21 protein-coding genes are annotated in these 23,614 nt (G+C 70.4%); 7 read left to right on the top strand and 14 right to left on the bottom strand.

The window, feature by feature from the left end:
- Positions 1-146: 146 nt before the first annotated feature.
- Positions 147-1,163 (bottom strand): zinc-dependent alcohol dehydrogenase family protein, encoded by a 1,017-nt coding sequence (locus tag KXR53_RS20205; RefSeq protein WP_437377067.1) that lies wholly within the window; start codon positions 1,161-1,163, stop codon positions 147-149.
- Positions 1,164-1,298: 135 nt separating this feature from the next.
- Between KXR53_RS20205 and KXR53_RS20200 the strand changes: the two genes are divergently transcribed.
- The gene (locus tag KXR53_RS20200) at positions 1,299-1,652 is read left to right on the top strand and encodes a winged helix-turn-helix transcriptional regulator (protein ID WP_437377066.1); all 354 of its coding nucleotides are present in this window, start codon (positions 1,299-1,301) and stop codon (positions 1,650-1,652) included.
- Between the two features lie 7 nt (positions 1,653-1,659).
- On the opposite strand, the gene KXR53_RS20195 is transcribed toward KXR53_RS20200, so the two are convergent.
- The 3 genes from KXR53_RS20195 to KXR53_RS20185 all read right to left on the bottom strand — a co-directional run bounded on the left by KXR53_RS20195 (position 1,660) and on the right by KXR53_RS20185 (position 4,777).
- Positions 1,660-2,676, bottom strand: a complete 1,017-nt coding sequence (locus tag KXR53_RS20195; RefSeq protein ID WP_437377064.1) for an FkbM family methyltransferase — start codon at positions 2,674-2,676, stop codon at positions 1,660-1,662.
- Positions 2,677-2,800: 124 nt separating this feature from the next.
- The gene (gene phbB, locus KXR53_RS20190) at positions 2,801-3,523 is read right to left on the bottom strand and encodes an acetoacetyl-CoA reductase (protein WP_437377063.1); all 723 of its coding nucleotides are present in this window, start codon (positions 3,521-3,523) and stop codon (positions 2,801-2,803) included.
- Between the two features lie 81 nt (positions 3,524-3,604).
- A complete protein-coding gene (locus KXR53_RS20185) occupies positions 3,605-4,777 on the bottom strand; it encodes an acetyl-CoA C-acetyltransferase (RefSeq protein WP_437377062.1) in 1,173 nt (390 codons plus the stop codon).
- Positions 4,778-4,903: 126 nt separating this feature from the next.
- Between KXR53_RS20185 and KXR53_RS20180 the strand changes: the two genes are divergently transcribed.
- Positions 4,904-5,761, top strand: coding sequence for a 2-keto-4-pentenoate hydratase (locus KXR53_RS20180; protein ID WP_437377061.1), 858 nt, complete (start codon positions 4,904-4,906; stop codon positions 5,759-5,761).
- Here the strand turns inward: KXR53_RS20180 and KXR53_RS20175 are convergent.
- Entirely contained in the window at positions 5,649-6,959 is a 1,311-nt protein-coding gene (locus KXR53_RS20175) for an alpha/beta fold hydrolase (protein WP_437377060.1), read from the bottom strand. The genes KXR53_RS20180 and KXR53_RS20175 overlap by 113 nt on opposite strands.
- Before the next feature lie 372 nt (positions 6,960-7,331).
- Between KXR53_RS20175 and phaR the strand changes: the two genes are divergently transcribed.
- On the top strand, positions 7,332-7,973 hold the full coding sequence (gene phaR / locus KXR53_RS20170; RefSeq protein WP_437377059.1) for a polyhydroxyalkanoate synthesis repressor PhaR: 642 nt from the start codon (positions 7,332-7,334) through the stop codon (positions 7,971-7,973).
- A gap of 5 nt (positions 7,974-7,978) precedes the next feature.
- Here the strand turns inward: phaR and KXR53_RS20165 are convergent, their stop codons facing one another.
- The 4 genes from KXR53_RS20165 to KXR53_RS20150 all read right to left on the bottom strand — a co-directional run bounded on the left by KXR53_RS20165 (position 7,979) and on the right by KXR53_RS20150 (position 10,590).
- Complete coding sequence (locus tag KXR53_RS20165; RefSeq protein ID WP_437377058.1) at positions 7,979-8,482, bottom strand: DUF6644 family protein; 504 nt, start codon at positions 8,480-8,482, stop codon at positions 7,979-7,981.
- A gap of 4 nt (positions 8,483-8,486) precedes the next feature.
- Complete coding sequence (locus KXR53_RS20160) at positions 8,487-8,837, bottom strand: DUF6152 family protein (RefSeq protein WP_437377057.1); 351 nt, start codon at positions 8,835-8,837, stop codon at positions 8,487-8,489.
- 153 nt (positions 8,838-8,990) lie between these two features.
- The gene (locus KXR53_RS20155) at positions 8,991-9,551 is read right to left on the bottom strand and encodes a hypothetical protein (RefSeq protein ID WP_437377056.1); all 561 of its coding nucleotides are present in this window, start codon (positions 9,549-9,551) and stop codon (positions 8,991-8,993) included.
- A 148-nt stretch (positions 9,552-9,699) separates the two neighbouring features.
- Positions 9,700-10,590 carry a YihY/virulence factor BrkB family protein gene (locus tag KXR53_RS20150; RefSeq protein WP_437377055.1) on the bottom strand — a complete coding sequence of 297 codons (891 nt, stop codon included), beginning with the start codon at positions 10,588-10,590 and terminating at the stop codon, positions 9,700-9,702.
- 165 nt (positions 10,591-10,755) lie between these two features.
- Here KXR53_RS20150 and KXR53_RS20145 point away from each other — a divergent pair, with 165 nt between their 5' ends.
- Complete coding sequence (locus tag KXR53_RS20145; RefSeq protein WP_437377054.1) at positions 10,756-13,083, top strand: molybdopterin guanine dinucleotide-containing S/N-oxide reductase; 2,328 nt, start codon at positions 10,756-10,758, stop codon at positions 13,081-13,083.
- Positions 13,080-14,474, top strand: coding sequence for a M20 family metallopeptidase (locus KXR53_RS20140; RefSeq protein WP_437377053.1), 1,395 nt, complete (start codon positions 13,080-13,082; stop codon positions 14,472-14,474). Before KXR53_RS20145 ends, KXR53_RS20140 begins: the two co-directional genes overlap by 4 nt.
- A gap of 150 nt (positions 14,475-14,624) precedes the next feature.
- On the opposite strand, the gene KXR53_RS20135 is transcribed toward KXR53_RS20140, so the two are convergent.
- Genes KXR53_RS20135 through gnd form a run of 3 tightly spaced genes read right to left on the bottom strand, consistent with a single transcriptional unit; the run spans position 14,625 to position 18,049 of the window.
- Positions 14,625-15,494, bottom strand: a complete 870-nt coding sequence (locus tag KXR53_RS20135) for a Cof-type HAD-IIB family hydrolase (protein ID WP_437377052.1) — start codon at positions 15,492-15,494, stop codon at positions 14,625-14,627.
- Complete coding sequence (gene zwf, locus KXR53_RS20130) at positions 15,476-17,011, bottom strand: glucose-6-phosphate dehydrogenase (RefSeq protein WP_437377051.1); 1,536 nt, start codon at positions 17,009-17,011, stop codon at positions 15,476-15,478. Before zwf ends, KXR53_RS20135 begins: the two co-directional genes overlap by 19 nt.
- Positions 17,012-17,014: 3 nt before the next feature.
- Complete coding sequence (gene gnd, locus KXR53_RS20125) at positions 17,015-18,049, bottom strand: phosphogluconate dehydrogenase (NAD(+)-dependent, decarboxylating) (RefSeq protein WP_437377050.1); 1,035 nt, start codon at positions 18,047-18,049, stop codon at positions 17,015-17,017.
- A 92-nt stretch (positions 18,050-18,141) separates the two neighbouring features.
- Between gnd and KXR53_RS20120 the strand changes: the two genes are divergently transcribed.
- Together KXR53_RS20120 and KXR53_RS20115 are read left to right on the top strand one after the other, a co-directional pair.
- Entirely contained in the window at positions 18,142-20,601 is a 2,460-nt protein-coding gene (locus KXR53_RS20120) for a glucan 1,4-alpha-glucosidase (protein ID WP_437377049.1), read from the top strand.
- 53 nt (positions 20,602-20,654) lie between these two features.
- The gene (locus KXR53_RS20115; RefSeq protein WP_437377048.1) at positions 20,655-21,383 is read left to right on the top strand and encodes an ROK family protein; all 729 of its coding nucleotides are present in this window, start codon (positions 20,655-20,657) and stop codon (positions 21,381-21,383) included.
- Positions 21,384-21,589: 206 nt separating this feature from the next.
- On the opposite strand, the gene KXR53_RS20110 is transcribed toward KXR53_RS20115, so the two are convergent.
- Together KXR53_RS20110 and KXR53_RS20105 are read right to left on the bottom strand one after the other, a co-directional pair.
- Entirely contained in the window at positions 21,590-22,672 is a 1,083-nt protein-coding gene (locus KXR53_RS20110; protein ID WP_437377047.1) for an ABC transporter ATP-binding protein, read from the bottom strand.
- A 53-nt stretch (positions 22,673-22,725) separates the two neighbouring features.
- The gene (locus tag KXR53_RS20105; RefSeq protein ID WP_437377046.1) at positions 22,726-23,613 is read right to left on the bottom strand and encodes a carbohydrate ABC transporter permease; all 888 of its coding nucleotides are present in this window, start codon (positions 23,611-23,613) and stop codon (positions 22,726-22,728) included.
- Position 23,614 lies beyond the last annotated feature (1 nt).

The following is a 23,614-nucleotide window of genomic DNA, read 5'->3' as shown; positions in this document are numbered from 1 at the left end:
TCGTTCGCGTCGCTGCTGCGGCGCCGTCGCCCGGTGCTGCGGCCGGGCGACCTCTCCGAGCATCTCCGGGCCGATCTGGGGCTCGAGAGGTGGCGAGGCTGGCAAAGGCCCTCAGACTCAGACCTCCCCCCAGGCCCCATCTGACGTCACCCGATCCTGATCACGATCTTGCCGACATGGCCGGCCGCCTCGAGGTGGCGGTAGGCCTGCTTCGCCTCCTCGAACGCGAAGGTCCGGTCGATCACCGGCCGGATGCCGGCCAGCGCGATGTGCCGGTTCATCGCCTCGAACATCCGGCGCGAGCCGACATAGAGGCCGCGCAGCGTCACCGACCGGCCGATCAGGGGCGTCGGCTCGAACGGGCTGCCGGCGGTCAGCACACCGATCAGATGGACGAAGCCGCCGACCCGGGTGGCGGCGATCGACCGCGGCACCGTGCCGGCGCCGCCGACCTCGATCACATGGTCGACGCCGCGCCCGCCGGTCAGCCGCAGCACCTCCTTCTCCCATTCCGGATGGCTGCGGTAGTTGATCAGCTCGGCGGCCCCCAGGGCCTTGGCCTGCTCCAGCTTGGCGTCGCTGGAGGAGGTGGCGATCACCCGGGCGCCGGCGGCGCGGGCGAATTGCAGCGCCAGGATCGAGACGCCGCCGGTGCCCAGCACCAGCACGGTCTCGCCCGGCTGCAGCGGATGCTGGCCGCCATAGAGGGCGTTCCAGGCGGTCACCCCGGCGCAGGGCAGGGCCGCGCCCTCCTCGAAGGACAGGCCGTCGGGCAGATGCACCAGCCCGTCCTGGTCGAAGACGCGGTACTCGGCCAGCACGCCATGGGCGGCACCGCCCATCGCGCTGGCATGGTCGGCGGCGTCGATCTCGCCGCCGATCCAGCTCTGCATGAAGATGCCGGCGACGCGGTCGCCGACCTTGACCCGGGTCACGTCCGGGCCGACCGCCACCACCTCGCCGGCGCCGTCGGACAGCGGCACCAGCTCCGGCAGCGGCGCGCCGCGCTGGTAGCGGCCGGTAGCGACCATCAGGTCGCGATAGTTCAGCGACGCCGCGCGCAGCCGGACCAGGGCCTGGCCGCGGCCGGGAACCGGCGTCTCGGTCTCGGCGAGGGTGAGGTCGTCGATGCTGCCGATGCGGGGAAAACGATACTGGCGCATGGCTCGAACTCTCCGATTGGGGTCGGGATCACCGCCGGGTGGCGGTACGGGCGCCATGTTGCGGCTTGCAGGCCTTCACGCAAGAAGGCAACATTTCTTACCATAGGATACTCTTTTGCACCTATGGAGACGAGAATGCCGCCACGAGATCAGGCCCGGCGGTCCTATGGCTGCGCTGTCGAGGTCACGCTCGCCGTCATGGGCGGCAAGTGGAAGCCGGTGATCCTGTATCAGCTGCTGGATGGGCCGAAGCGCTTCGGTGAGCTGCGCAAGCATTTCGGCGGCGTGTCGCAGCGCTCGCTGACGCTGCAGCTGCGCGAGCTCGAGGCGGACGGCATCGTGCACCGGCAGGTCTTCGCGGAGGTGCCGCCGCGGGTGGAATATTCGCTGACCGAATACGGCCGCACCCTGGCTCCGGTGCTCGACGCCATGAAGGCCTGGGGCCAGAGCTTCAGGGAGCGGGTGGAGAGGACGGCCGAGGCGGCGTGACGCCGTTTCAGCCGGCGTCGACCAGCCCGGCCACGGCGAGGAAGGCGGGGGACCCGGGCGTCACCATGACCAGGTCGACGAAGGCCTGGGTGGACGGCGCGAGATCGTCCCGGCTGCGCCGGCGCAATTCGTCCCAGGCGATCGGCCGTAGCCGATGGGCAGCTTGGTCGATCAGGAAGGGCTGCTGAGGATAGGCCGACAACAGGGCGATGAAGGCGTCGACATCCTCGCCGGCATTCGACATGCCGTAGGGCCAGAACTCGACCAGGAAGGCCGAGAGCCGCTCTGTCGGGCTCAGCGCCGTCGTCCCGCCCCGGAAGATGCGGGGCTCGCTGCCCTGCGTGTCCATCTTCACCAGGCAGGGCGGCAGGACGCGGCTGCCGAAATAGGCGTCCAGGGTCGTCACCGGAACGACGATCGACGGCCTGTCCTCATCGGACGCATAGAGACGGTGGTCTCCCCGATTCCCGGCGGAGTGGTGGAGGCTGGCCGAGCCGATCGTGTCCGACACGGCTGCGGCGATTTGATGGATCTGCACCGTCCCGTTGCCTCGGGCGTTTTCCACCAGCAGGTCGAAGTTCCGCGGGTCCGGCTCGAAGGCGTGGATCGTCGATCCGGGCAGCATCACCTGCCGGGCCAGGGCGCTGTACCAGCCGATATTCGCGCCGAGATCGATGAACAAGCTGAAGTTCGGAAGCAGACGACGCGCGATCTCGGTCTCGAGCGGCTCCCAGTTCCCGTTGTCGATGATCGAGCGTGAGACGAACTGATCATCGGCGTAGGGATGGGTTCTGATCGGGAAGGGCGGGACGTTCGGGAGTTTGATCAGCCGGACGCCACTGTCGGCAGATGGTTCCTTATGGGTCTGCGGCAAAAGGGACCGACCCGTCGGGAGGCTCCCCAGAGCCTCCTCGATACGGTCCAGCTTGGCGGCGATGCCGCGGAGATATCCTTTGTCGGTGATATGCTGGATCGCGCCGATGGCCATGGCCCGGCCGAGATATTTGAATGCTCCGCGAAACATCGACGCCCCTTCATCGCCGCAGACTCAAGCGGCCAGCACTGCAACGACGCCGATTAGGCGGTGTTCAGGGCTGCGTCAACCGACCGGTCAGGGGGCGGGCCAAGCCGGCCCGCCCCGGAGCGGCTCAATACATATGCTGGCCGCCGTTGATCGACAGGGTCGATCCGGTGATGAAGCCGGCCTCGTCGTCGACCAGGAACAGCACACCGCGGGCGATCTCCGACGCCTTGCCCAGGCGGCCGACCGGCACCTTGGCGACGATCTTCTCCAGCACGTTCGGCGGCACGGCGCGGACCATGTCGGTGTCGACATAGCCCGGCGCGATGGCGTTGACGGTGATGCCCTTGGCCGCCCCCTCCTGCGCCAGCGCCTTGGTGAAGCCGTGGATGCCGGACTTCGCCGCGGCGTAGTTCACCTGGCCGTACTGCCCGGCCTGGCCGTTGATCGAGCCGATATTGACGATCCGGCCGAAATTGCGGGCGCGCATGCCGTCGATGACGCAGCGGCACATGTTGAAGCAGGAGCCGAGATTGGTGTCGATCACCGCGTCCCAGGCGGTGCGGTCCATCTTGTGGATGGTGCCGTCGCGGGTGATGCCGGCGTTGTTGACCAGCACCTCGATCGGCCCGAGCTCGGTCTCGATCCGGGCGACCGCGGCCTGGCACTGCTCGAAATCGGCGACGTCGAACTTGTAGACGCTGATGCCGTGCCGCTCGCTGAAGGCCTGCGCCGCCTCATCGTTGCCGGCATAGGTCGCGGCGACCTTGTACCCCTTGTCCTTCAACGCGACCGATATCGCCTCGCCGATACCCCTCGTCCCGCCGGTCACAACCGCTACACGTGCCATAGCGTCCTCCCAGAGTTGAGCTTTATGGGCCGCCGGCCGTGTCGAGGAGGCGGCAGGCGGCCCGGGAAATCGGCGTTGGCCTCAGCGTTCGACGCAGAGGGCGATGCCCATGCCGCCGCCGATGCACAGGGTGGCGAGGCCCTTCTTGGCGTCGCGCCGCCCCATCTCGTAGAGCAGGGTGGTCAGGATCCGGGCGCCCGACGCCCCGATCGGATGGCCGATGGCGATGGCGCCGCCATTGACGTTCACCTTGGCCGGGTCCCAGCCCATCTCCTTGTTCACCGCGCAGGCCTGGGCGGCGAAGGCCTCGTTGGCCTCGATCAGGTCCAGCTGCTCGGCCGACCAGCCGGCCTTCTTCAGCGCCGCGCGGCTGGCCGGGATCGGGCCCGAGCCCATCACCGCCGGGTCGACGCCGGCCGTGGCCCAGGAGGCGATGCGAGCCAGCGGGGTGATGCCGCGGCGGGCGGCCTCCTCCTCGGTCATCAGCACCAGCGCGGCGGCGCCGTCATTGATGCCCGAGGCGTTGCCTGCGGTGACCGTGCCCTCCTTGTCGAAGGCCGGGCGCAGCTTGGTCAGGATCTCCAGCGTAGTGTCCGGCTTCAGGTACTCGTCGGCGTCGATCACGGTGTCGCCCTTGCGGCCCTTGACCGTGAACGGCGCGATCTCGTCCTTGAACCGGCCTTCGCGCTGCGCCGCCGCCGCCTTCTGCTGCGACGCCAGGGCAAACCGGTCCTGCTCGTCGCGGGTGATCTGCCATTGCCGGGCCACGTTCTCCGCCGTGTTGCCCATGTGATAGCCGTTGAAGGCGTCCCACAGCCCGTCGCGGATCATGGTGTCGATCATCTTGGCGTCGCCCATCTTGGTGCCGGCGCGCAGCTGCAGCGCGTGCGGCGACTGCGACATGCTCTCCTGCCCGCCGGCGACGACGATGCGGGCGTCACCCAAGGCGATCGCCTGGCTGCCCAGCGCCACGGTGCGCAGGCCGGAGCCGCAGACCTGGTTGATGCCATAGGCCGTGGCCTCCTTCGGGACACCGGCGGCGATCGCGGCCTGGCGCGCCGGGTTCTGGCCGGCCGCGGCGGTCAGCACCTGGCCCAGCACCACCTCGTCGACCTCGGCGGCCTCGACCTTGGCGCGGCCCAGCGCCGCGGTGATCGCGGCGGTACCGAGCTCATGCGCGGGCACGGCGGCGAAGGCGCCGTTGAAGGCCCCGACCGGCGTGCGTGCGGCTGCGGCGATGACGACATTGGCCATAAGGCGTTTCCCTATGCTGTTCGGCGCGGCCGGGCCGCACCGGTCGAATTGCGCTAGACTGACGATAGCCATTGCCCTTCCGCCTGCGCAACCGCGACGGGAGGGGCTGGCCGAACGGGGGAGGGGATGATGCGCAAGACGGTGCTGCGGGCCTTGGCGCTGGCCGTGCTTCTGGGAACGATGCCAGCGGCGGCGGCCGAGGATTGCGTCGCCATTGCCGGTCGCCTGGCCGGAGCTTGGCGGGCGAAGGGGTTGATGACTGGCCTCGCCGGGATCGATGCCGCGACCGCCGCCTGCGTCCAGAAGACGCTGGTACAGGATCTCGCCGCCGACGCTGGTCCGCCGGTCGGCTACAAAGTCGGCCTGACCGGCAAGGCGATGCAGGAGCGGCTGGGCGTCAGCCATCCGGTCTCGGGCGTGTTGCTGCAGCGGATGCTGCTGGCCCCGGGCACGCCGGTCCCGGCCGGCTTCGCCGCCAGGCCGCTGATCGAAGCCGATCTGATCGCCGTGATCGGCGATGCCGGCGTCAACCAGGCCAAGACCCCGGCCGAGGTGCTGGCGCATCTCTCGGCCCTCCGGCCCTTCATCGAGCTGGCGGACCTCGCCCTGGCGCCGGACGAGAAGCCGACCGCGGAATCGATCGCCGCGATCAATGTCGGCGCCCGCCTCGGCGTGCTGGGAGAGCCGATCGCGATCCAGCCCGGTTTCGCCGAGACCCTGGCGACGATGAAGGTCTCGCTGACAGACGGCTCCGGCAAGGTGCTGGCCGAGGCGCCGGGCGCCGCCATCCTCGGCCATCCGCTGAACGCGGTGATCTGGCTGGCGCAGGACCTCGCGGCGCGGGGCGAGGCGCTGCGGCCGGGCCAGCTGGTCAGCCTCGGCTCCTTCGGCCCGCCGACGCAACCGGCGCCCGGCGGGACCGTGACGGTGCGCTATGACGGGCTTTCGGCCGCGCCGGTGACGTTGTCCGTCCGCTTCGAATAGCGGCCGCCAGCCATTCCGCCAGCGGCCCCCACACCTGCGCCTCGGCGCCGCCCGCGACCACCATGCCGATATGGCCGAGCGTCGGCTCGATCCGCTCGGCGCCGGGCATCCGCTCGGCCAGGGCGCGGGCGCTGGCCGGCGGCACGATCCGGTCGCGGGCCGGGATCAGGTGCAGGCTGGGCCGGCGGATCGCCTCCGGCCGCACCGGCGCGCCGTCGATCCGCCATGAGCCCCGGCCGGGCGTGTTCTCGCCGTACCAGCCGGCCAGGCATTCCAGCGCCACCGGGCCGGGCAGCGGGATGCCGTCGTTCAGCCAATCCTCCAGGGCCACGAAGCGCGCCGCCTCCGCGGACTCCGGGTCGAGCCGGCCGAAGGCGCTGAACTTCCGCAGCGCGGTCAGCGGGTCGAGCGTGGCGAACAGCGCCTGGATGCCGTCGACCGGCAGCACGCCGAGCGCGGAGACGATCGGCAGGCTGGCGGCGGCTGCCATACGGCCGATCTCGGCCTGGTGCGGCGCATCTGCGTGGAAGTCCCAGGGTGCGGCCATGAAGGCGATGCCGGCGATATCGGCCGGCTGCCGCACCGCCAGCGCCGCCGCCAGGGTGCCGCCCATGCAATAGCCCAGCAGCCCGACCGGCCCCTGCGCGGTGGCCAGGGCGGCGTCCAGCGCCGGCTCTAGCCGCCGGAGGATCACGTCCGACAGGGTGAAGTCGCGCTCCCCGCCCTCCGGCACGTTCCACTCCAGCAGCAGCGGCCGCAGCCGTTGGGCCGACAGGAAGCGTAGCAGGCTGCGCTCCGCCGTCAGGTCCAGCACATAGGCGCGGTTCACCATCGACGGCACCACCAGCAGCGGCAGGCCGTCGGCGGGACCGTAGTCGAGCAGCCGGGCGGAGCCGTCCCGCCACAGCACCGGGACCGCCGGCAGCGCGCGGCGATAGGGGTGGCGGGCATAGCGCTCGAGCCCGGTCAGGAAGGCGGCGGCGCGCCGGATCGTCTCCCGGCTCAGCGCCGCGACGGCGGCGTCAGGAGGCAGGCTTGCGAGGCGTTCGGCGGCGCGGCGCAGCGGCTCCGGCCACAGCGGCTTCGAGCCGGGCGACGCGCTCTTCCAGAGCGGCAATGCGGCGATCCCGCTCGTCCAGCTCGCCGCCGCGGCGGCCAGATGCAGCGGCAGTGGCCGGGGGCCGAGGCGCATCGTCATCACCGGCCCCCCCGCCGAACCCCGCCAGGACGCGCGCGGCATGGCCGGGGTCGAACAGCGCGGCCCAGCCGCGCAGCGTCTCGGGGTCGGTTAGGGTTGCGGTCCAATGCTCTTGCCAGAGATCGAGGAAGCGGCGGGCCAGGTCGTCCGGGCTGTCGCCGTCGCCGGACGGCGGGTTGTGGGGCGGTTTCGGCGCAGTCATCGCCGGCGATCATAGTCGGCACCACCCGGCCTGCCTATCCCGGCGTGTGTTGCATTGCGAGTATTGCGATGCGAAAGGATCGTGACATGCCGGCCCGGTCGGACCAGTATAGGCACAAATCCGTCAAAGCGGCCGTGTACCCGCGGCCCGAAGAAGCGATAGGGACCATCATGCCGACCAGTCAGGCCGCCTCCGGAAACGCCCCGTCGGCCGAGGAGCCGAAGGCCCCTCCCATCACGATCAAGAAATACGCCAACCGACGGCTCTACAACACGGCGACCTCGAGCTATGTGACGCTCGAGAACTTGGCCCAGATGGTCAAGGACGGCACCGAATTCGTGGTCTATGACGCCAAGACGGGCGAAGATATCACCCGCGCGGTGCTGACCCAGATCATCGTCGAGGAGGAGGGCAAGGGCCAGAACATGCTGCCGATCGGCTTCCTGCGGCAGCTGATCAGCCTGTACGGCGACAACCTGCAGTTCATGGTCCCGCGCTATCTCGAATCCTCGATGGAGGCCTTCGCCCGCAACCAGGATCAGATGCGCCAGTACTTCAAGGATGTCAGCGGGGTGTTCCCGTTCGGCGCCTTCGAGGAGATGGGCAAGCAGAACATGGCGCTGTTCGAGCGGGCGATGCAGATGTTCACCCCCTTCGCCGGCAAGGGGCCGGGGGGGAAGGCGCCTGCCTCCCCGCCGGCCGAAGCGGCGCCCGAGCCGGCGCCGTCGGACCAGGGGTCGATCGACACGCTGCGCCAGAAGCTGGACGACCTGCAGCGCCAGATCGAGGAGATCACCAAGGCGAAGCGCTGACGCCCTTACCCATAGGCAATGAGCCGGCCGAGCGTCCCGGCCATGAGCCACAGCAGGATCGATCCCGCCGCCTGGATTCGCCCGAGCAGCGGCGGGGCGCGGTTCCAGTCGGCCAGCGACCGCTGCCACAGCCACCGGAAGGCGACTGCATTCACCAGCGCCGCCGCGATCACCAGGATTTTGAGCTGGAACACGTCGGCCGCGGCCAACGGGCCGGCATCGGCGGCGAACAGCATCGCGCCGGTCACGACCATCAGCGCCAGCCCGGCCAGGGCGACCCGGGTCAAGAGGCGCGACACCGTCTCGACCGGCAGCGACCGCCCGAAGCCGACGAGGCGGAGGTCGAGCAGCCCGATGCCGCCGACCAGCAGCACCAGCCCCAGCAGGTGCAGCAGGTTGGCGGTCGGATAGAGCCACAGCGAATCGCGCATCAGCGCGCCGAGCGGGGAGGCCTCGAGCAGCGCCGCGCCCTGGGCCAGGAGGCCGCCGCCCCGCGGGTGATGCTCCATCGGCTCAGCGCAGCTCGACGGTCCGGCCGGCGACGGTGATCCGCTCGGCCCGCATCTCGTCCGCCACCACCCGGCTCGGATAGCCGATGACGGTCACGGGCATGCCGACGGCCAGGTCCTCGCGCGGCAGGCCGCGCCGGTTCATGCGCGACGGCGGCGCCAGCACGACATTCCAGGTCTTGCCGTCCTGGGTCAGGGTGATCAGCCCGTGCGGGTTCTGATAGCTCGCCGTCTCGATCGGTCCCGAGAGGGTGACCGTCGTGTTGGCGTCGTAGGAGCTCCAGCCGTGATGGGCCAGGGCGGCGGCGGGTGCGAGCGCCGCCGCCAGCAGGGCGATCGGTGCGATGCGCGGCATCGGTCTACTCCCGGCGGTGGTTGACCTCCGTATCAGGTTGGTTGCCGGCGCCGCCATGCAATGTGGTCGGACGAAAAAAGCCCCACCGGAACGGGCCGGGGGGCTCGTGGCACGGTCGGGCTCGCGGGGCGCGAGCCCGACCCGCGTGGACGCCTATGACGCGTCCGGGATCAGCTTGGCGCGCAGCGACCGGCGGGCCTCGTGGTCAAGGCGCTGCAGCGCCTCGCGGATCTGCTGGGTGATGGCGCTGGAATCGGCGTCCGGGTTGCGGAAATAGGCCTGCGCCTCGGCGATCAGGGCCGGCAGCGTGGCGGCGGCGGCCTTGGCCGCGGCGGCCTGCGACGATGCCCGCGCCGCCATGCCGCGGATGCTGCTGGCCAGCTCGGCGGCCGAATTCTTCCAGCCGGCGGGGCCGGTGTCGGACAGGTCGGTCGCCGCTTCCTCGACGATCTGGTCGATCAGCACGCCCGAATCCCGGGCCCCCGACCAGGAGGCGGCGAGGCGCCCGTCGCGGTCGCGCACCTCGGTCCAGCGGAAGGTCTGGCGCTCCTCGTCGGTCAGGATGCGTTCCACCCGCGCGAACATGCCGCTGACCGACCGGGACCAGCCTGCGGGCAGCGCCGCCAGCTGCTCCCGCACCCTGGCATCGACGCGTGCGCCGCAACTCTTCAGCATCTGCTTCAGCCGCTGGGGGGCCCGCTGCTTGTCGGCCATCCTCTTCGCTCTCCCTTTGTGTACGCCCCGGCGCATTGCTCCCGTCCTCCAGGGGCGCCACGACCTTCGGTTTTAATCAAATGAACTTCACGCGGAAGAATCAAGGCACAGCCGGTCGCGGATGGCGAGTCATTCCTTGGGGTAAAGTTCAGGCGCAGCGCCGGGGCCTGCGGTCCCGCTCGCGCTCGATCTCGGAGTTCAGTTCGGCGCCGATCAGGAAGATCACCGTCGACAGCCAGATCCAGGTCAGGAAGCCGATGACGGCGCCGAGCGAGCCATAGGTGGCGCCGTAATTGGCGAAGCGGGCGACGTACCAGGAGAACAGCATCGAGCCGCCGAGCCAGACCGTCGCGGCGATGACGCCGCCCCAGTTCAGCCAGTGCTCGCGCCGGCCGCCGGGGCCGTAGCGATAGACCAGCGTCAGGGCGGCGATCGTCGCCAGATACAGCGCCGGCCAGCGCAGCAGCCGGATCAGCGTGCCGGCCTCCGAGCCGAAGCCGATGAATTTGAGCGCGATCGGCGCGGCCACCACCACGGCCAGGGCCAGCGCGGCGAAGCCGATGGCGCAGAGGGTGAACAGCAGCGACACCAGGTTCAGCCGGATGAAGCCGCGCCGCTCCTCCTCGTCATAGGCGACGTTCAGCGCGTCGAACATCGCCTTGACTCCGGCATTGGCGCTCCACAGCGAGATGGCGAGGCCGGCGAAGAAGGTCAGGCCCAGGCTCTTCGGCGGCTGGCTGGCGATGCGCTGCATCTGCCCGGCGATGATCTCGAGCCCGCCGCTGGGCAGGATGAAGGCCAGGTCCTCGATGTTGCGCTGCACGGTCGAGACGTCGGCGACCAGGCCGTACAGCGAGACGAAGACGCCGATCGCGGGGAACAGCGCCAGCAGGGTGTAATAGGCGACGCCGGCGGCCAGAGCGAAGACCCGGTCCTCGCTGATCTCGCCCCACACCCGCCACAGCACGACGCCGCAGCGGCGCGCCCGGCGCCGCCATCGCCGTTCCGTCCCCGGCACTGTTCCGCTTCCCGCTGCCATTCCCGATCCCTGCTGCATACTCTCGAATCCGAGCGGCGATTCGGCGCCCCCGTTCCCCTCCGACGACCATAAGTTGGGGCGGCCATGCCGGAAATCGGGTTGACGCCGGAACCTCGGCTGCGACCATCTGGGGCCTGCTGCCCCGACCGACCAGGGAGAAGTGCCGTGCGCCGTCTGAGCCCGTCCTCCAGCCATTACGGCGCCGTCATGGCCGTCGTCGAAGGCGACAAGATGGTCGGCATCCAGCCCTATGCCAGCGACATCGACCCGTCGCCGATCATCAACTCGCTGCCCGGCATGGTGCACGGGCCCCTGCGCATCCCGCAGCCGATGGTCCGGGCCGGCTGGCTGACCGAGCGGCACAGGAGCGACGGCAGCCGCCGCGGCGCCGACGCCTTCGTGCCGGTGTCGTGGGAGACGGCGCTGGCCCTGGTGGCGGAGGAGCTGGAGCGGGTGCGGACCCAGCACGGCCCCGAGGCCATCTATGGCGGCAGCTACGGCTGGGGCAGCGCCGGCCGGCTGCACAACGCACCGACGCTCTTGCGCCGCATGCTCGGCTCCACTGGCGGCTACACCGCCTCGGTCAACAACTACAGCTTCGGCACCGCCCTGCCGCTGATGCCGCACATCATCGGCGACTTCAACCGGATCCTGGTCGAGACGACGGACTGGCGCAGCATCGCCAGCGACGGCCGCCTGGTCGTGGCCTTTGGCGGCATGCCGCCGCGCAACAGCCAGATCGCCTCGGGCGGCACCGGCAAGCACACCCAGCGCGACTGGAACCGCCGCGCCCGCGAGGCCGGGGTGCGGTTCGTCTATATCGGCCCGGTGCGCGACGACATGGCGGAGGAGGCGGGGGCCGAATGGCTGGCGCCGCGGCCAAACACCGACGCCGCGATCATGCTGGGCCTGGCGCACACGCTGGTGGCCGAGGGGCTGTACGACCGCGCCTTCATCGACCGCTACACCACCGGCTTCGACCGCTTCCTGCCCTATCTCATGGGCCAGGCCGACGGCGTGGCCAAGGACGCCGACTGGGCGGCCGCGATCTCCGGCCTCTCCGCCGACACCATCCGCGGCCTGGCGCGGCGCATGGCCTCGCAGCGCACGCTGATCAGCCTCAGCTGGTCGCTGCAGCGATCCGACCATGGCGAGCAGCCCTACTGGATGGGCACGGTGCTGGCGGCGATGCTGGGCCAGATCGGCCTGCCGGGCGGCGGCATCGGCTACGGCTACGGCGCCGAGGCCAATGTCGGCTCCGCCAGCGACGGCCGCAGCCGGCCCCGGATCCTGCCAGGCCCGAACCCGACCGGCCGCTACATCCCGGTCGCCCGCATCTCCGACCTGCTGCTGCGGCCGGGGGAGGAGGACGACTACAACGGCCACAGGATCACCTATCCCGACATCCGGCTGGTCTACTGGGCCGGCGGCAACCCGTTCCACCACCATCAGGACCTCAACCGCCTGCTGCGCGCCTGGGCGAAGCCGGAGACGGTGATCGTGCAGGAGCCGTGGTGGACCCCGGTGGCCCGCCGCGCCGACATCGTGCTGCCGGCCACCACCAGTTTCGAGCGCAACGACATCGGCGGCGCCGCGCGCGACCCGTACATCCTGGCCATGCCGCAGGCGATCCCGCCGGTCGGCCAGGCGCGCAGCGACTTCGAAATCCTGACCGAGTTGTCGGACCGGGGCGGCGCCCGCGAGGCCTTCACCGAGGGCCGCGACGAGATGGGCTGGGTGCGGCACTTCTACGAGAGCGACCGCCGCACCGCGGCCGAGGCGGGCATCGAGCTGCCCGGCTTCCAGGAGTTCTGGGAGCGCGGCCATGTCGAGCTGCCGCTGTCGCCGAAGCCGAAGATCCTGCTGGAGGCGTTCCGCGCCGACCCGGTGGCGAACAAGTTGCCGACGCCGAGCGGCCGGATCGAGATCTTCTCCGAGCGCATCGCCGGCTTCGGCTATGACGACTGCCCGGGCCATCCGGTGTGGTTCGAGCCGGCGGAATGGCTCGGCTCGCCGGACACCGAACGCTTTCCGCTGCACCTGATCTCGAACCAGCCGAAGACCCGGCTGCACAGCCAGCTCGACGCGGGCGTGACCAGCCGCGGTGAGAAGGTGGCCGACCGCGAGCCGATGTGGATCCACCCGGCCGACGCCGCCGCCCGCGGCATCAAGGAAGGCGATGTCGTCAAGCTGTTCAACGACCGCGGCGCCTGCCTCGCCGGCGCGGTGGTCACCGACCGGGTGATGCAGGGCGTGGTCCAGCTCGCCACCGGCGCCTGGTACGACCCGGAGGTGCCGGGCCAGATCGGGGCGATGTGCAAGCACGGCAACCCGAACGTGCTGACCCGCGACAAGGGCACCTCGCGCCTCGGGCAGGGGCCCAGTGCCCACACCTGCCTGGTCGAGGTGGCGAAGCTCGAAGGCCCGGCGCCGCGCGTCACCGCCTTCGACCCGCCGGAGATCCTCGATCCCAGGGCCGAGGCGGCGGAGTGACCCGGTCGCAGGCGATCGCCGGGGCCAGGCGCTATTTCGACGAGGGCGGCTTCCGGGCCGATCTCGATCGCCGCATCGGCTTCCGCACCGAAAGCCAGGCGGCGGACCGGGCGCCGCTCGCGGCGTATCTGCAGCAGGAGATCGGGCCGAGCCTGGCCCGGCTCGGCTTCACTCTGCACCTCGTGCCCAACCCGGCCGCACCCGACGCCCCGGCGCTGATCGCCCGGCGGCAGGAGGGCGACGGCCTGCCCGGCGTTCTCTGCTACGGCCATGGCGACGTGGTGCTGGGCGCGCCCGAGCGGTGGCGGGCCGGGCTCGACCCCTGGCGGATCACGGTCGAGGGCGACCGCTGGTACGGCCGCGGCACCGCCGACAACAAGGGCCAGCACTCGATCAACATCGCCGCGGTCGAGCAGGTGCTGCAGGCGCGCGGCGGCCGGCTGGGCTTCAACATGGCCTTCCTGGTCGAGACCAGCGAGGAGATCGGCTCGCCCGGCCTCGACGCGCTCTGCGCCGCGAACCGCGACCTGCTGGCCGCGGACGTGCTGATCGCCTCGGACGGGCCGCGGCTCGACCCGGCCCGGCCGATAATCGCGCTGGGCACCCGCGGCGTGATCAATTTCGACCTGCGCCTGGCGCTGCGCGAGGGCAGCCACCATTCCGGCAACTGGGGCGGCCTCCTGCCCAACCCCGCCACGATCCTGGCCAATGCCGTCGCGGCGCTGGTCGACGCCCGCGGCGCCATCCGCGTGCCGGAGCTGCGGCCGCCGCCGATCCCGGACTCGGTGCGCCGGGCCCTGGCCGATGTCGCCATCGCCCGCGATGCCGAAGGCGTGCCGCTGGCGGAAGGCTGGGGCGAGCCGGGGCTGAGCCCGGCCGAGCGCGTGTTCGGCTGGAACGCGCTGGAGGTGTTGGCCTTCACCGCCGGCACGCCGGATGCGCCGCAGAACGCGATCCCGCCGTCGGCCCGGGTGCATTGCCAGCTGCGCTTCGTCGTCGGCACCGACGTGTCGGACCTGCCCGGCACCGTCGGCGCCTATCTCGAGGCACAAGGGTTCCGCGGCATCGAGGTCGGCGTCTCCGGCACGCCGATGATGGCGACGCGGCTCGACCCCGACGCCCCCTGGGCACGCTGGGCTGCCGGCTCGATCGCCGCGACCACGGGGACCGCGCCGATGGTGCTGCCCAATGTCGGCGGGTCGCTGCCGAACGAGGTCTTCGCCGGCACGCTGGGCCTGGCCACGGTCTGGGTGCCGCACTCCTATGGCGGCTGCCGCCAGCATGGCCCGGATGAGCACCTGCTGGCCCCGCTCGCCCGCGAAGGGCTGCAGATCATGACCGGCCTGTTCTGGGACTTGGGCGAGACCGGCGGCACCCTGGTGGGCCGATAGGCCGGCGCCCCCTCACCCGAAATCCCTAACGCGATTTCGACCTCTCCCTCGGGGAGAGGTGTAAAGGTCACGGCTCACATTCCCCTCTCCTCGGGGAGAGGGAGGGGCCCGTTCGCGCAGCGAATGGGAGGGTGAGGGGGCGGGCTGTGCCTATGTCCTCTGCACCGCCCGCGGCAGCACATGCTCCTCCACCGCCCTGGCGAAGCCGTCCTCGGCGTTGCTGGTCGTGGCGAAATCGGCCAGCGCCTTGACCTCGTCGATGGCGTTGCCCATGGCGATCGACAGCCCGGCCCGGCGGAACATCGGCACGTCATTGGCCATGTCGCCGATCACCGCCACCTCGGCCAGGTCCACCCCGGCCGCGGCGGCGATCTGCGCCACCGCATGGCCCTTGTCGGCCTCGGGATGGGTGATGTCGAGATAGTAGCGCTGCGACCGGCGGGCGGTGGCGGTGCCGTCCAGCAGGCCCTGCAGCTCCGCCTCGCAGCGGGCCAGCATGTCGAAATCCGTGGAGGAGCCGACGATCTTGCCGGCCCGCGCCAGATAGGGCTCGACATCGGGAACGATGGTCGGGTCGAACTGCACCGTATGCCGCTCGCGCCCGACATAGGGGCCGTCCGGATTCACCGTCAGCCACCGGTTGTCGGCGAACACCCAGATGTCGGCGCCGAAGCGGCGCAGCGTTTCCACCGTGGTCCGCGCCGCCGCCTCCGGCACCGCCAGGGCCGAGAGCACGCTCATGTCCGGCCGGAAGATGGTGCCGCCGTTGAAGGCGCCGAGCGGCAGGGCGAGGCCGAGCGGCTCGATCAGCATCGCCATGCCGCGCGGCGGCCGGCTGGACACGGCGGCGAAGCCGATGCCGGCCTCGCGCAGCCGGCGCACCGCTTCGACGGTGGCCGGGGCCAGCGCCTTGTCCGGGTCGACCAGAGTGCCGTCGACATCGGAGACCATCAGGGCGATGCGCCCGGCCGGCGCCGGCTTCGCGGTCTCCGGGGCGGGGGTCAGGTCAGGGGCAGCCATTTGTATCCATCCCGTGCGAGCAGTTCGTCGGCGCAGGCCGGCCCGTCGCTGCCGGCGGTATAGAGCTGCGGCGCCTCCGGATGCGCCACCCAGCGGTCCAGGATCGGCTGCACCTCGGCCCAGCCGGTCTCGATGTTGTCGGCGCGCTGGAACAGCGTCGGGTCGCCGGTCAGGCAGTCATAGATCAGCGTCTCGTATCCCGTCTGCGGCTCCGCCTGGAAATACTCGGCGTAGCGGAAATCCATCTCGACATGGCCGAGGCGCATCTCCCGCCCCGGCACCTTGGCGGCGAAGCGCAGCGAGATGCCCTCGTCGGGCTGGATGCGGATCACCAGCAGGTTCGGCGTCGGCCCGTCGACCGCCTCGCGGAACAGCACCGCAGGCGCCTGCTTGAACTGGATCGCGATCTCGGTCCGCCGCACCGCCAGCGACTTGCCGGTGCGCAGATAGAAGGGCACGCCGGACCAGCGCCAATTGTCGATCGTCGCCTTCAGCGCGACATAGGTCTCGGTGATGCTGCCCGGCGCCACGTCCGGCTCCTGCCGGTAGGCGGCGCGGGGCTTGCCCAGCACGGTGCCGGCATCGTACTGGCCGCGCACCACCATCCGCGGCACCTCCTCGGGCGACAGGTTGCGCAGCGCCTCGATCACCTTGGTCTTCTCAGTGCGCACCGCGTCGGCGGCGAAGGAGTTCGGCGCCTCCATCGCGGTCATGGCCAGCAGCTGAAACAGATGGTTCGGCACCATGTCGCGCAGCGCCCCGGTGGCGTCGTAGAAGCGGCCGCGCCGCTCCACCCCCACCGTCTCGGCCGCGGTGATCTGCACATGCTCGATGTGGTCGCGGTTCCAGAGCGGCTCGAAGATGCCGTTGCCGAAGCGGAAGGCCAGGATGTTCTGGACCGTCTCCTTCCCGAGATAATGGTCGATCCGGTAGATCTGCGTCTCCGACGCCGCCGCCAGCAGCTTGGCGTTCAGCTCGCGGGCGGAGGCCAGGTCGGTGCCGAAGGGCTTCTCCACCACCAGGCGGCGGAAGCATCTGTCGCTCTCGGTCAGGAGGCCGGCCGACGACAGAGCGGCCGCGATCGGCGCGAAGAAGCGCGGCGCCACCGCCAGGTAGAACACGGCGTTGGCCCGGCCGGTGGCCTCGGCGCGCTGCGCCAGATGCTCGGCCAGGCGCCGATAGGTCTCGGGGTCGGCGAAGTCGCCTTGCAGATAGCGGATGCCGGCGGCCAGGCGGTCCCAGGCGGCCTCGTCGATGCCGTTCCGGGCGTCGGCCCCCAGCGTGTGCAGGGCCTCGCCCAGGGTGCGGCGGAACCCGGCATCGTCGTGCTCGATCCGGTCGATGCCGAGGATCTCGAAGCCGGGATCCAGCAGCCCCTCGCGCATCAGATGGTACAGGGCGGGGGTCAGCAGTCGGCCGGTCAGGTCGCCCGAGGCGCCGAAGATCACGAAGCTGCAGGGCGGTGCCGGCGGGGTGCCGGCCGGCGCCGCCGGGGAGGGCGAGATCAGCGCCGCCATGGGTCAGCCGCCCGCCGGCCGTTCGACATGGCCCCCGAACTTATGGCGCATCGCCGACAGCAGCTTCTCGCCGAAGGTGTGCTCCTGGCGCGAGCGGAAGCGGACATAGAGCGCGGTCGACAGCACGTCGGCCGGCACCGCCTCCTCCAGCGCCGCCATCACGGTCCAGCGGCCCTCGCCGGAATCGGCGACCGCGCCGGTGTACTCCGACAGGCTCTCGTTCTCGGCCAGCGCCATGGCGCTGAGGTCGAGCAGCCAGGAGGAGACGACGCTGCCGCGCCGCCACACCTCGGCGATGTCGGCCAGGTCCAGCTCGTAGCGCTCCGCCTCGGGCAGGTCGGGCGAGGCCTTGTTCTTCAGGATGTCGAAGCCCTCGGCATAGGCCTGCATCAGCCCGTATTCGATGCCGTTGTGCACCATCTTGACGAAATGCCCGGCCCCGGCCGGCCCGGCATGGATGTAGCCGCGCTCGGCCCGCGGGTCGCGGCCCTCGCGGCCCGGCGTGCGCTCCACCGTGCCCAGGCCGGGCGCCAGCGCGGCGAAGATCGGGTCGAGATGCTCGACCGCCGCCTTGGTGCCGCCGATCATCATGCAGTAGCCGCGCTCCAGCCCCCAGACGCCGCCGGAGGTGCCGACATCGACATAATGCAGGTCCTTCGGCTCCAGCGCCGCGGCGCGGCGGATGTCGTCCTTGTAGAAGCTGTTGCCACCGTCGATGACGATGTCGCCGGGGCTCAGGATGCCGGCCAGCGCCGTCACCGTCTCCTCGGTCGGCGCCCCGGCCGGCAGCATGACCCAGACCGCGCGCGGCGGGGTCAGCGCCGCCACCAGCGCCGGCAGGTCCGCCGCCGGGGTCGCCCCGTCCTCGGCCAGGGCCTTGATGGCCTCGGCGCTGCGGTCGTAGACGACGCATTCATGGCCGGCGCGCATCAGCCGCCGCGCGATGTTGCCGCCCATGCGGCCGAGTCCGATCACCCCGAGCTGCATTCGTCGATCCTCTCGTTTCGGTCCGGTGCGCCGATGGTACCCTATCACCATATCGCGACCCCGATGGTGCGCCCGCATCGCGCCGGTGGGGAGTCCGAAAGACCAGACCTGCGTCGATCGGATGTCGAAGGGAGGGCACGTCAGTGGAACAAGGCGAGCAGCCACCGGGCGCGCCCGGCGGGCCGGCGCGGTGGACCTCCAGCGCCAAATCCGGCGTCGGCACCGCCCTGTCCGGCACCAGCCGCGTGTGGTTCACCCTCAGCCACGGCATACTGAACGAGATCTATTTCCCGCGAATCGACACCGCCTGCGTCCGCGACCTCGGGCTGATCGTCACCGGCCCCGGCGGATACTTCGCGGAGGAGAAGCGCGACGCGCGGTCGGAGACGCGGATGCTCGAGGCCGGCGTGCCGGCCTTCCGGGTGGTCAACACCGCCCTGGACGGCCGCTGGCGGATCGAGAAGACGGTGTTGGCCGACCCGCGCGGCCCGGTGCTGCTGCAGGAGATCGTCTTCACGTCGCATGAGGGCGAGCCCGCCGACCACCGGCTGTTCGCCCTTCTGGCCCCGCATCTGGTCAATGCCGGCGCCAACAACACCGGCTGGGTCGACGACTACAAGGGCACGCCGATGCTGTTCGCCACCGGCAGCAACGGCATCTCGCTGGCCCTCGCCGCCTCGGTGCCCTGGCGCGCCCGCTCGGTCGGTTATGTCGGCACCTCGGACGGCTGGCAGGAACTGTCACGATACGGAGAGCTGAACCCGGCCTGGCGCCGGGCCGAGAACGGCAATGTCGCTCTGGCGGGGGAGGTGGAGCTGGCGGCCGCGCCAGACGGCCGGTTCCTCCTGGCGCTCGGCTTCGGCGAACGGCCGGAGGAGGCGGCGCACCACGCTGTGGCCGGCCTGCAGTGCGGATTCGCCGATGCGCGCGACACCTATGTCGCAGGCTGGCGGCGCTGGCAGGCCGGGCTGCTGCCGCTCGACGGCACGGCCGACTCCGGTCCTGCCGCCTACCGCACCAGCGCGGCGGTGCTGGCCAGCCACCAGACCATCGAGTTCCCCGGCGCCGTCATCGCCAGCCTGTCGATCCCCTGGGGCTTCGCCAAGGGCGACGAGGATCTCGGCGGTTATCACCTGGTCTGGCCGCGCGACCTGGTCGAGACCGCGGGCGGCTTCCTCGCCGCAGGGGCGGTCGCCGAGGCCAAGGCGATCCTCGGCTACCTGCAGGCGATCCAGGAGGCCGACGGCCACTGGTCGCAGAATGTCTGGCTCGACGGCACCCCCTACTGGAACGGGGTGCAGATGGACGAATGCGCCTTTCCGATCCTCCTGGCCGACATGCTGCGGCGGGAGGGAGACCTGGCCGGGGACGAGTTGGCCCGCTTCGTGCCGATGGTGCGGCGCGCCGCCGGCTTTATCCTGCGCAATGGCCCGGTCACCGGCCAGGACCGGTGGGAGGAGGATGCCGGCTATTCGCCCTTCACCCTGGCGGTGGAGATCGCGGCCCTGCTGGCTGCGGCCGACATCCTCGACCTCTCCGGCCGGGCGGCGGAGGCGCGCTGGCTCCGCGAGACTGCCGACATGTGGAACGACGAGGTCGAACGCTGGACCTTCGCCGAAGGCACCGCGATCTGCAGCCGGCTCGGCCTCAGAGGCTACTACGTCCGCATCGCCCCGGCCGATGCGGCGGACGCGGCCTCGCCGCTCGACGGCTATGTGCCGGTGAAGAACCGGCCGCCGGGCGACGATGCGCGCAAGGCCGCGCTCCTGATCAGCCCCGACGCCCTGGCCCTGGTGCGCTTCGGCCTGCGGGCGCCGGACGATCCGTGCATCGTCGACACGGTGCGCGCCATCGATGCGCTGCTGAAGGTGGAGCTGCCGCAGGGCCCGGTCTGGTACCGCTACAACGACGACGGCTATGGCGAGCACGCCGACGGCGCGCCCTTCGATGGCACCGGCATCGGCCGCGCCTGGCCGCTCCTGAGCGGCGAGCGGGCGCATTACGAGCTGGCGGCGGGACGTGTTGACGCGGCCACGGCGCTGCTGGCGACGCTGGAGCGCTCGGCCGGGGAGGGCGGGCTGCTGCCGGAGCAGGTATGGGACGCCGACGATGTCGCGGCGCGCGAGCTGTTCCGCGGCCGCCCCTCGGGCAGCGCCATGCCGCTGGTCTGGGCCCATGCCGAGCACATCAAGCTGCTGCGGTCGCTGCGCGACGGCCGGGTGTTCGACCTGCCGCCGCAGCCGGTGCAGCGCTATCAGATCGACAAGGTCGCCTCGCAGGTCCGGGCCTGGCGCTTCAACCAGAAGCGGCGCGCCTTGCCGGCGGGCAAGACGCTGCGCATCGAGCTGCCAGCCGCGGCGACGATCCACTGGACCCTGGACGATTGGGCGACGGTGCGGGACGACGCCACGGCCGAGACTCCCTTCGGTCTGCACATCCTCGACCTGCCGACCGCGGACGCCCCGCCCGGGACGCGGATCCGCTTTACCTTCCTGTGGCGCGACGCTGACCGGTGGGAGGGTGCCGACTTCGCCGTGCTGGTCGATGGCGGGGCGAGCGTCCCCGCCGGCCACGCGGCCGCGGGGGCTGGCGGCGCTGCTTGACGCTGTCGGAGCCTGGCCACCATGCTGATCGGAACCATCGAGGAGGAGCGCCCGTGAAGCCCGGCATCCTGGCCATCGACGTGGGGGGCACGGGGCTCAAGGCCGCCGTGCTCGACGACCGCGGACAGATGCGGTCGGATCGGCAGCGGGTGCCGACGCCGCATCCCTGCCCGCCGAAGCTGTTCCTCGACACGATCGCGGCGCTGGTGCAGCCGCTGCCGAAATTCGACCGCATCGCCGTCGGCTTCCCCGGCGTGGTCCGCAACGGCCGGGTGATCACCGCCCCCAATCTCGGCACCGGGGACTGGGCCGGCTTCGCCCTGGCCCCGGCCCTGTCGAAGCGGCTGGGCGGAGCGCCGGTGCGAATGATCAACGATGCCGAGATGCAGGGGCTGGCCCTGGTGACCGGCCGCGGGATCGAGCTGGTGGTGACCCTCGGCACCGGGGTCGGCACCGCGTTGTTCCGCGACGGCGAGCTGGCGCCGCATCTGGAACTGGCGCATCACCCGCTCGCCAAGGGCAAGACCTATGACGAGTATCTCGGCAACGCCGCCTTCGAGAAGATCGGCAAGAGGCGCTGGAACAAGCGCGTGAAGCGGATGCTCGAGGTGCTGGAGATTCTGCTGCACCCGGACCGGGTGCATATCGGCGGCGGCAACGCCAAGCACATCGACTTTGCGTTGCCCAAGGGCGTGACGATCGCCTCGAACGAGGCCGGGCTGGAAGGTGGCGCGGGGCTGTGGCGCAAGCCGCCGGTCCGGCGTGCGGCGGCCCGGGCGTGACATCTTCGGGCCGCGTCTGCGTCAACTGCTGTGAGCCTGCGGCAAGCGCTGCGCCTCGACTGCAGTCGACCCACCGCGCAAGCTCGGCTTCGTGCGGCCGAACGGGCGCCTCGTCACCTTTGCGGACCTTCGGTCGGGCTCTCGGGTTCTCTTGAGCGGACGTGGTCTCCGTCGAGACCGCTCATCGCCGTCTGTCCGATCCTCGTCTAGAGCCTGCAGCTGCGCCCCTGACTGTCGAAAACATGAGCGTCGGCCGGGTCGAAGCGGAAGCGGACAGAGGAGCCGATCGTTATCGCTGGTTTGCCTTGCAGTTCCACCGTCACGAACCGGGGCAGGCCCTCGACCTTGAGATGGACCAAGCTCGTCCCCCCGAGCCGCTCTACGAGGACAGTTTCGGCCGCGATGCCCTCATTGTCGGAGAGCGAAATGGCGTTGGGGCGCACACCGATCTCAGCGGCCTCGCCCGACGGGAGCCGCAAGCCTTCGCGAATGGAGAAGAGCGGCTGGCCGTTCGCCGCAAGGCGAAAGCTGACGGCATCGCCCGCGCGTTGCACGAGGGCCGGCAGGAAGTTCATCTTCGGCTGGCCGAGGAAGCCTGCGACGAAGCGGTTGGCCGGCCGGTCGTGGAGATCCAGCGGCGCGCCTTCCTGCACGACCCGGCCCTTGTTCAGGATGACGATGCGCTCAGCCAGCGTCATCGCCTCGACCTGGTCGTGCGTCACGTAGATCATGGTCGTCTCCAGCTGCCTGTGGAGCCGCGCTATCTCGACACGCATCTGCGCACGCAGATCGGCATCGAGATTGGACAGCGGCTCGTCGAAGAGAAACACCTCGGGTTTGCGCACGATCGCGCGCCCGATGGCCACCCGCTGGCGCTGGCCTCCGGAGAGCTCGCGCGGCCGGCGCGTCAGGAGGTCCTCGATCTGCAATATGGCCGCCGTCTCCGCGACTTTCCGGTCGATCTCGGCCTTGTCCGTGCCGAGCATCTTCAGGGCAAATCCCATGTTCTCGGCCACGCTCATATGCGGGTAGAGCGCATAGGACTGGAACACCATGGCGATGCCGCGGTCGGCCGCCGCCACCTCGTTCATCGGCTTGCCGCCAATGCTGAGCTCGCCGGAACTCACCGATTCCAAGCCGGCGATCATCCTGAGCAAAGTCGACTTGCCGCAGCCCGATGGGCCAAGAAACACGACGAACTCGCGGTCCGAAATTGTCAATGAGACGTCGCGCACGGCCTCGACCTTGCCGAAGCTCTTTGAAACATTCTTCAGCTCGACTGACGCCAAATCACGATCCCTTCGCGGCGACGCCTTTGTCGTCGATCTCGTGATCCATGACGCTACCCCTTGACCGCGCCCCCGAGTAGCCCTTCGACCACAACGCGCCACACGAGCACGACCAGCACGAGGGTCGGGACGATCGCGAGGAAGATCGCCGTGTTGAGCAGGCTCCAGGAAACATCCGTGTTGCGCGCCAGAGCCGCCATGACGACCGACACCGGCCGAGTGCCGGCGTCGCCCGACAGAACCATCGCGAACATGTATTCGGAGTAGGAGAGCATGAAGGCGAAGAGGCCGGTTGCGCCGATCGACGGCAGGGCGAGCGGCAGCGCAATACGCAGGAAGGTCTGGAAGCGGCTGCAGTGGTCGAGGAGCGCGGCTTCGAAGAGCTCGTGCGGGATCTTTCGGAAGAATACGGACAGGATCAGCACCGTGAAGGGCAGCGCCCTGGCCGTGTGCACGAGGATGATTCCGACCCGGGTTCCAGTCAGTCCCAGACCCTCGAGCATCATGTAGACCGGCGTGATCAGCGCCACCGCCGGAACCAGCGGCGCAAGGATCAGGAACATGAAGCTGAGCTTTTTGCCTGGAAATGAATGGCGCGCGTAGATGAACGCGGCAGGCGCGCCGAGAAGAATGTTCAGCAGCATCGCGCTGAGCGCGATGATCGACGAGTTGACAAGGCTGCGCGGCACTTGGCGCGCGGCGTCCGAAATCATTGCACGGTTGGCGCTCTCCTGCCGGTAGGAGGCCGGCAGCTCGCCGGTGAAGACATAACGGTAGCTCTCCAGGCTTGGCCCGTCCGAGAGCACGCTTCGGTTGGGATCGAGCAGGATGCGATCGGGGACAAGGCTTCCGTAGAGCGAAAGCGCTACCGGTCCGCCGGTGAAGAGCAGGATCAGCGCGGCGAACAGGAAAGTAAGTGCCGGATTGCGGCGGCCGGGCATC

Source organism: Inquilinus limosus, from assembly GCF_051487185.1.
GTDB classification, from domain to species: Bacteria; Pseudomonadota; Alphaproteobacteria; order DSM-16000; family Inquilinaceae; genus Inquilinus; species Inquilinus limosus_F.
Note: the sequence above shows the minus strand (reverse complement) of the source record. Positions and strands in the feature narration are given on the sequence as shown.

Bases quoted from the DNA above. Each gene is read 5' to 3' on its own strand.
- KXR53_RS20155 (WP_437377056.1), bottom strand. From the start codon at position 9,551: ATGGCCGACAAGCAGCGGGCCCCCCAGCGGCTGAAGCAGATGCTGAAG.
- KXR53_RS20200 (WP_437377066.1), top strand. From the start codon at position 1,299: ATGCCGCCACGAGATCAGGCCCGGCGGTCCTATGGCTGCGCTGTCGAG.
- KXR53_RS20180 (WP_437377061.1), top strand. From the start codon at position 4,904: ATGATGCGCAAGACGGTGCTGCGGGCCTTGGCGCTGGCCGTGCTTCTG.
- KXR53_RS20175 (WP_437377060.1), bottom strand. From the start codon at position 6,959: ATGACGATGCGCCTCGGCCCCCGGCCACTGCCGCTGCATCTGGCCGCC.
- KXR53_RS20160 (WP_437377057.1), bottom strand. From the start codon at position 8,837: ATGCCGCGCATCGCACCGATCGCCCTGCTGGCGGCGGCGCTCGCACCC.
- KXR53_RS20105 (WP_437377046.1), bottom strand. From the start codon at position 23,613: ATGCCCGGCCGCCGCAATCCGGCACTTACTTTCCTGTTCGCCGCGCTG.
- gnd (WP_437377050.1), bottom strand. From the start codon at position 18,049: ATGGTGATAGGGTACCATCGGCGCACCGGACCGAAACGAGAGGATCGA.
- KXR53_RS20150 (WP_437377055.1), bottom strand. From the start codon at position 10,590: ATGGCAGCGGGAAGCGGAACAGTGCCGGGGACGGAACGGCGATGGCGG.
- KXR53_RS20135 (WP_437377052.1), bottom strand. From the start codon at position 15,494: ATGGCTGCCCCTGACCTGACCCCCGCCCCGGAGACCGCGAAGCCGGCG.
- zwf (WP_437377051.1), bottom strand. From the start codon at position 17,011: ATGGCGGCGCTGATCTCGCCCTCCCCGGCGGCGCCGGCCGGCACCCCG.
- KXR53_RS20195 (WP_437377064.1), bottom strand. From the start codon at position 2,676: ATGTTTCGCGGAGCATTCAAATATCTCGGCCGGGCCATGGCCATCGGC.
- KXR53_RS20165 (WP_437377058.1), bottom strand. From the start codon at position 8,482: ATGGAGCATCACCCGCGGGGCGGCGGCCTCCTGGCCCAGGGCGCGGCG.
- KXR53_RS20185 (WP_437377062.1), bottom strand. From the start codon at position 4,777: ATGGCCAATGTCGTCATCGCCGCAGCCGCACGCACGCCGGTCGGGGCC.
- KXR53_RS20205 (WP_437377067.1), bottom strand. From the start codon at position 1,163: ATGCGCCAGTATCGTTTTCCCCGCATCGGCAGCATCGACGACCTCACC.
- phaR (WP_437377059.1), top strand. From the start codon at position 7,332: ATGCCGACCAGTCAGGCCGCCTCCGGAAACGCCCCGTCGGCCGAGGAG.
- phbB (WP_437377063.1), bottom strand. From the start codon at position 3,523: ATGGCACGTGTAGCGGTTGTGACCGGCGGGACGAGGGGTATCGGCGAG.